The sequence below is a fragment of the Pseudoalteromonas sp. TAE79 genome (genome assembly GCF_000498015.1).
GTDB lineage: Bacteria > Pseudomonadota > Gammaproteobacteria > Enterobacterales > Alteromonadaceae > Pseudoalteromonas.
On the sequence record NZ_AUTL01000222.1, the window covers coordinates 1 to 6215 of the forward strand.

The window sequence follows — 6215 nt, forward strand, 5'->3', positions numbered from 1 at the left end:
GCCGCCGCTATGCTTAAGCGTACTGACGGACGTATTGTAGATGCAATTGTTGCTGAAGACATTGGTAAGTTACCAGATAATAATATTGCAGAAGCGTTGCAACGTATTACTGGCGTATCGATTAATACCGATTTTGGTGTGGGTGACAGTGTTTCGATTCGTGGCTTACCTCAAAACCGTGTTGAATTAAATGGTCGCTCTACTATTGGTGACTCTCGTGACGGCATTAGCTTGCAAGATTACCCATCAAGCTTCTTAAAAACAGTAGAAGTAGTTAAGTCTCCTACTGCCGATATGATTGAGGGTGCATTAGGCGGAACAGTTAGTTTAAAGACAGTTCGCCCATTAGAGTTAGATAAACTAACTGGCGCAGTTTCATTAGATGGCGCATACGCTGATAAAACAGAAAATGTAGCTCCTATTTTTAGTGGTTCAATTGGTAACAACTGGGACTTTGATGAAATGGGTACCTTTGGTGCCATTGCTATGTTTTCATTCCAAGATCGCGAAATTCGCCAAGATGAAACATCTAGCCGTGTTAAACCTCAAGATATCGAAATTAATGGCCAAGAAGGTAATACACCTAGTGGCAACGCTATCGTAAGAGACGAGCACAGTGTTGAACAATACGTAGAGCAGCGTAAACGAACTGCTGTAAATTTATCTCTTCAATGGGCACCACAATCTGGTAATGGCATGGTGTATCTTGATTTAAGCGGCACAAAGCGCTCAGGTGAACAAGCTGGTAACTCTATTTTAGGTGTCGCAGGTTCACTATCAACAGATGCAAATACAACTCAAGATGCTAACGGCGTAAATAATTACACGTTAACAAACGAGTTTGGTATTCCTAAAACATACAGTGACTTTCGTGAAACTGACTCGTTTTCAAATGCACTTGGTGCAGAGTGGAACCTTACTGACAGTATCAAAATCTCTGGTGAAATTGCGGTAGCATCATCAGAAAGCGTAAGACCTGATTCTGAATTTACACTTCGCCCAATCGAAAAATCAACATTTGAAGCAAGTGGTGGAACTCAGCTAACAAATCATTTATATGATGGTGCATTTTCTCAAGACGGTAATAAATTACCAAGCATCATTCATTCAGATCCTAATGCATTTACTGACCCACAAAACTTAGCACTTCGTACGTTTAAAAGTGAAGATAGAAGAACAGACAATGACGAAACAGCTATTCGTTTTGATGTTGAAATGTTTGAGCCACTCAGCAGCTTAAGCTGGGTATCTAAAGTAAAAGCGGGTGTACGTGTTACTAACCGCGATTACGAATATGAGCAATACAAAGTAGAAATTAAAGACATTTATAAAAATGCATTTAACGACTCAGACGGTTCGTTAGCCACTTTATGGGTTGATGACTACAACGCTGCTTTTTCAAATAGCTTTACAACAGTTAGCCACGACAACTCATTTGACCAATTAGGTCATTCGGGACAAAACGACCTACTAACCTTTTTAAGCTACAACGGTTTATCTAACCCGGCCAATACTTACGCTCAGCTTCAGCAGTTACTTGCAGGTACTAACCTAGCGTCAACAGGTAGTCTTTCAGATAACCAAGAGTTCCAAGAAAGCGCATACCGCAACGTAGTTGAAGATACTGCTGCCGTGTATATATCAGCCTACTTAGACTTTGATAACATCACTGCAATTGTGGGTGGTCGTTATGTAGCTACAGATTTAGAATCAAGCGTATTTCTTAATGGCGAAAAAGTAACTGGCGACAATGACTACAGCGACTTTTTACCAAGCTTAAACGTAACGTATAACTACTCAGACGAAACATTATTCCGCTTTGCTGCTGCAAAAGTTATGCGCCGCGCTGACTTTAGCGAACTAAGCCCTGCATTTGACGTTAATAACGACATTACAGGTGCAACGCAAGGCTCTATTGATTTAGAACCATATCGTGCAACGCAATACGACTTATCTGTAGAGCATTACTTTGACCAAGGTAACGTAATTTCTTTCGCAGTATTTTATAAAGATGTTGAATCTTTCTTAAGTAACGAAAGTAGCTGTGTGGCGGCATCTAGCACTTCAACAGGTCAAAATGTAACTCAATGGAACCAAGTATGTCAGCTTGACGTTGCAGGTGTTTCACAAGACAACCTAGTTTACTCGGATGCAACTGACTTCCCAGTAGATGCTGATGGCTTTAACCATGTAGCAGGCTTACGTGACGCAGGACTAACGGGTATCGATACTGTTAAAAATGTAAACGGTGAAAACGGCTCAGTACAAGGCTTTGAAGTTGGTTATCAACAGTTCTTTACAGACCTACCTGGTGCATTTTCTGGCTTAGGCATTAACGCAAACTACACATACGCAGACAGCGAGCAACCAAACGGTAACCCGTTATTAGATATTTCTAAAAATACGTATAACTTACAAGTATTTTGGGAATACGAAGGTTTCTCTACTCGTCTAGCTTATAACTACCGTGACAGTTTCTTAGATACTGAAAACGAGAAACGTGTAGAAAATATTAACTCAGACGGCAGTATTTCAGCAGAAGGTACTGTTTACGGTAATAACTACCGTGACGACAGAGGCCAGTTAGATTTCTCTGCAAGCTGGGATATTAACGAAAACGTGACCTTAGTAGGTAATGCGACCAACTTAACGGGTGAGCCTTCAATCTACCTATCTGAACTAGGTGGTGCTTGGAAGTACACTGAAGCGGATCGCCGTTACAGCTTTGGTATTCGCGCTAAATTTTAATTTTCCCTAGACACTAAAGCCTGCTTTTATGCAGGCTTTTTTACGCCTATAAAAAAGTAGCTTTATATTATACAAACCTTATTAAAAACATGATTATTCTACCGAGTCTTGTGGATAAAAATATAAAGGTGGTATTAACTAAAAGTAAACCATCCCTTAACTTGTAGGAGGTCGCAAAAAATAAAGAAAATCCCTTATGGAATTAGTAAACACATCTAGTAAAACGAAAGTTCGGCATAAGACCGATATCAACAAAACACTATCTAAGATGCCCTTGTCATCTAGGCGCGTTTTATTTATGGCCATAGCTCAACTGGACTCTAAAAAAATAGTAAAGCAAGGCCAAGTATTCCGAATTTATGCTAGTGAATACGCGAAAATAGCCAAGCTAGAAATGAACACAGCCTATGAGCAACTAAAATCCGCGACTCTGGACTTACAAAAACAAATAATAGGGATTCCGAAAGATCAGCTTTTACCACCCATACCACGATCTGGAGATAAGCCTTGGAGGAAACCTAGCGGCAAAGGTATCGTATACTTAACGTCACTGAATACTGCGACTATGAGGACGGTGGCGGTTACGTAGACATTAACTTTAGCCGTCAAATGAAGCCGTATATTTGCATGATAGAGGGCAAATATACCACCCAAGTTTTAATATCGAGCACACGGCTAAAAGACACAAACGCAAGTAACTTATATCAACTCCTACGCCAGAAAATAAGCGAAAAGAAAGACCGCTATTTTGAAATAGGTGTCGATGAGCTAAAAGACGAACTAGGACTATACACAACAAAAAACAAGGAAAAATTTTACTCATACCCTCTATTTAAAGACTTGAATAAACTTGTCATAAAGCGAAGTATAGAGACGATTAAAGACACTACCGAAATAAAGAATACAAGCGTTGAAATCATCGAGAGGAAGCAACGTAAAGCAACTAAGCTAAGGTTCTCTTATCGAGTAGATGACCAAATGAAATTTGAGGGATTTTAGCTAAACTCGTTTCTCTGCATCGTTGTAAGCTTCTGACTTGTTTCTTTTCCCTATAGCCAAAACAAGAATCAAAACCTTTTCATCCTGTACTTGATATATCAAGCGATACCCTGCTTTACGCAGCTTAATTTTGTAGCAATCTGGCAGCTCTCTTAGTCGGTTAGCTTCAATCCGAGGGTGCTTTAAGACTTCTGACAACTTATTTTTGAATTGATCACGTACGGTTGCACCTAATTTGTGCCACTCCTTGAGCGCTCGAGGGTCAAATTCTAACTCATAGGTCATTTAGCGAAACCTTTACCCCTGTTTTTGGTTCAGCTAAACGGGCTTTTGCAACAGCAATTAGCGCCTCGTCGTCACTAGTTAATAGCACAGATTTGAATGGTAAAGCCTCTCTTTGTGCAACATATTCTAATGTTTGTCTTAATAGTTCAGAGGGAGTTATACCTAACTTTTCTAATGCTGCATAAGAACGCGCTTTCAAATCATCATCAACACGAATATTAATAGTACCCATAGCACACCTGTAATTACAATTGTATATACATTAATTATATTCAACTGAGATAAAAGTGCAAGAGCTATTATTTTTATTCTAATGCTTAAAAGGGGTTGAAGGGGTATCCCCTTTGCACGCGACTGTATTAAGATTACGAAGTAATTGTATACATTCGACAGCGTGCCTACTATCTCATTTTGTCATACACTGTTTTCATCTGAAATAAGCTATTGTGCCTTTAAAAATAGGCGTATACGCTTTGTTTACACCCGTATACAACAGAGGCATTTTAGAATGGCCATTCTAAGCATCCGAATTGACGATAAATTAAAAGAGTCTTTAAATAATGAGGCGCAAAAGCAAGATGTTTCTTTATCTGAATATGTGAAGAAATCACTGGAAAGTAAGAACGTTGATACCCACATACTAGCAACAGAGAGAAATTTAAAAAGCTCTGTTGATAGTATTGAAAGTTTAGCGCACGTCGCTCAGGAAACTGTACGCGAAGTTGAACGTAAGCGTCTAGCGAACCACACCTAGCATCGATGTTCTGATTATCTAAAAATACCTGCTCAATGATAAATTCGGAGCAGGTGATGAAAACTTACAGAACAAGCGCACAGTGGCAGCAGCTTTTGCTGCAACGCAGTACGTTTAGTGGTACTAATATTGAATTCTGCCAACACCATAATGTCGCTATTACGACTTATTATAAACAACGTGCTTTACTGGCAAAAGACCAGCCTAATTCCACCTTGCCAGTGCACACGCAGTGCCTTACATCATCACGTTTTGTCCAGGTAAAACAAACTACTGAAGTCTGCGCGCAAACTCGTCAAAATACGCTGCAGTTTGATACGCTAACCGGCCAACTCACGTTTCCTATCGATTTAGCGACGGCCGATATCGTTGCCATTATTAAAGGGCTAACGGTATGAGGATGTTCGTTGATGTACCCACCGTCTATTTATGTGCCGATGCCGTTGATTTTCGAAAATCAATTAATGGTCTGGCGGCGTTGGTGGAAGCAGAGCTTGAACTACCCGTGCTCAGTGGTGCGCTATTTGTGTTTTGTAATAAAGGCCGTGACAAACTCAAACTGCTTTACTGGGATAACACCGGTTTTGCACTGTGGTATAAGCGATTAGATAAGCATAAGTTCAAATGGCCCAAACTCATGTCACCCACCATGACCTTAAGCGAGCAGCAATTACACTGGTTATTATCGGGTTATGATGTGATTGGACACAGTAAAATTGATGTCGCAGGTAAGAAAATGCTTTAATATTTGCGATCGATTGATGATCATCAAAGTGAGTTCAGTTAGCACTGCAAAGCCTTTGATGATGCCTTAAAATAGGCGTCATGAAAAATGAACTCGCCCTTAAACAGCGCATTGCTGAACTTGAAAAACTGTTAGCGCAGAAGGATGCCCAGATTGCGGCATTGGAAGAGCGCTGGAGCTTGGCCCAACAAAAACAATTCGGCAAAAGTGCTGAAGGCTTTGCCGGGCAAGGCGAGTTATTCAATGAAGTGGAAGAAATTGTTGAGGAAGTTGAGGCAGAGCAACAATCCATTAGCTATACCCGTAAAAAGCCGGTGCGTAAGGCACTGCCAAAAGACTTACCTCGTGAGCAGGTTATTCACGACATCATCGACAAAACCTGTGATTGCTGTGGCGGTGAGCTACATAAAATGGGTGAAGATAAGTCAGAAAAGCTTGAGTTCATACCCGCTAAAATCAAAGTGATTGAGCATATTAGGCCTAAATACGCCTGCCGTCACTGTGATAAATCCTCAACTCAGACACAGATTAAACAAGCCTCAATGCCTGCCATGCCCATCAACAAAGGCATTGCAACCAGCAGTTTGCTCAGTCAGCTTATCACCAGTAAATACCAATACGGGTTACCGCTGTATCGCCAGGAAGCGATGTTTAAGCAATACGGTATTGAACTCAGTCGACAGA

Annotated in this window: 8 protein-coding genes; 6 read left to right on the plus strand and 2 right to left on the minus strand. The window is 40.5% G+C overall.

All coding sequences use genetic code 11. From position 1 onward, the window contains the following. Positions 1-2748: TonB-dependent receptor (locus L655_RS0117305; RefSeq protein WP_024605720.1), on the plus strand; the 2748-nt coding region annotated here is incomplete at its 5' end. 537 nt (positions 2749-3285) lie between these two features. Next, on the plus strand, positions 3286-3747 hold the full coding sequence (locus L655_RS1000000128395) for a replication initiation protein (RefSeq protein WP_080670030.1): 462 nt from the start codon (positions 3286-3288) through the stop codon (positions 3745-3747). On the opposite strand, the gene L655_RS0117315 is transcribed toward L655_RS1000000128395, so the two are convergent. Together L655_RS0117315 and L655_RS0117320 are read right to left on the minus strand one after the other, a co-directional pair. Next, positions 3748-4032, minus strand: a complete 285-nt coding sequence (locus L655_RS0117315) for a type II toxin-antitoxin system RelE/ParE family toxin (RefSeq protein WP_024605721.1) — start codon at positions 4030-4032, stop codon at positions 3748-3750. Continuing rightward, complete coding sequence (locus tag L655_RS0117320; protein WP_024605722.1) at positions 4022-4264, minus strand: type II toxin-antitoxin system RelB/DinJ family antitoxin; 243 nt, start codon at positions 4262-4264, stop codon at positions 4022-4024. The genes L655_RS0117315 and L655_RS0117320 overlap by 11 nt, the downstream gene beginning before the upstream one ends. Before the next feature lie 276 nt (positions 4265-4540). Here L655_RS0117320 and L655_RS0117325 point away from each other — a divergent pair, with 276 nt between their 5' ends. From L655_RS0117325 to L655_RS0117340, 4 genes are all read left to right on the plus strand, one after another. Then, positions 4541-4786 carry a hypothetical protein gene (locus L655_RS0117325; protein ID WP_024605723.1) on the plus strand — a complete coding sequence of 82 codons (246 nt, stop codon included), beginning with the start codon at positions 4541-4543 and terminating at the stop codon, positions 4784-4786. Between the two features lie 56 nt (positions 4787-4842). After that, a complete protein-coding gene (locus L655_RS0117330; protein ID WP_024591408.1) occupies positions 4843-5184 on the plus strand; it encodes a hypothetical protein in 342 nt (113 codons plus the stop codon). Between the two features lie 2 nt (positions 5185-5186). Then, a complete protein-coding gene (gene tnpB / locus L655_RS0117335; protein ID WP_158001052.1) occupies positions 5187-5531 on the plus strand; it encodes an IS66 family insertion sequence element accessory protein TnpB in 345 nt (114 codons plus the stop codon). Between the two features lie 80 nt (positions 5532-5611). Then, positions 5612-6215 (plus strand): IS66 family transposase zinc-finger binding domain-containing protein (locus L655_RS0117340; RefSeq protein ID WP_024604010.1); only part of this gene is annotated, 604 nt, incomplete at its 3' end.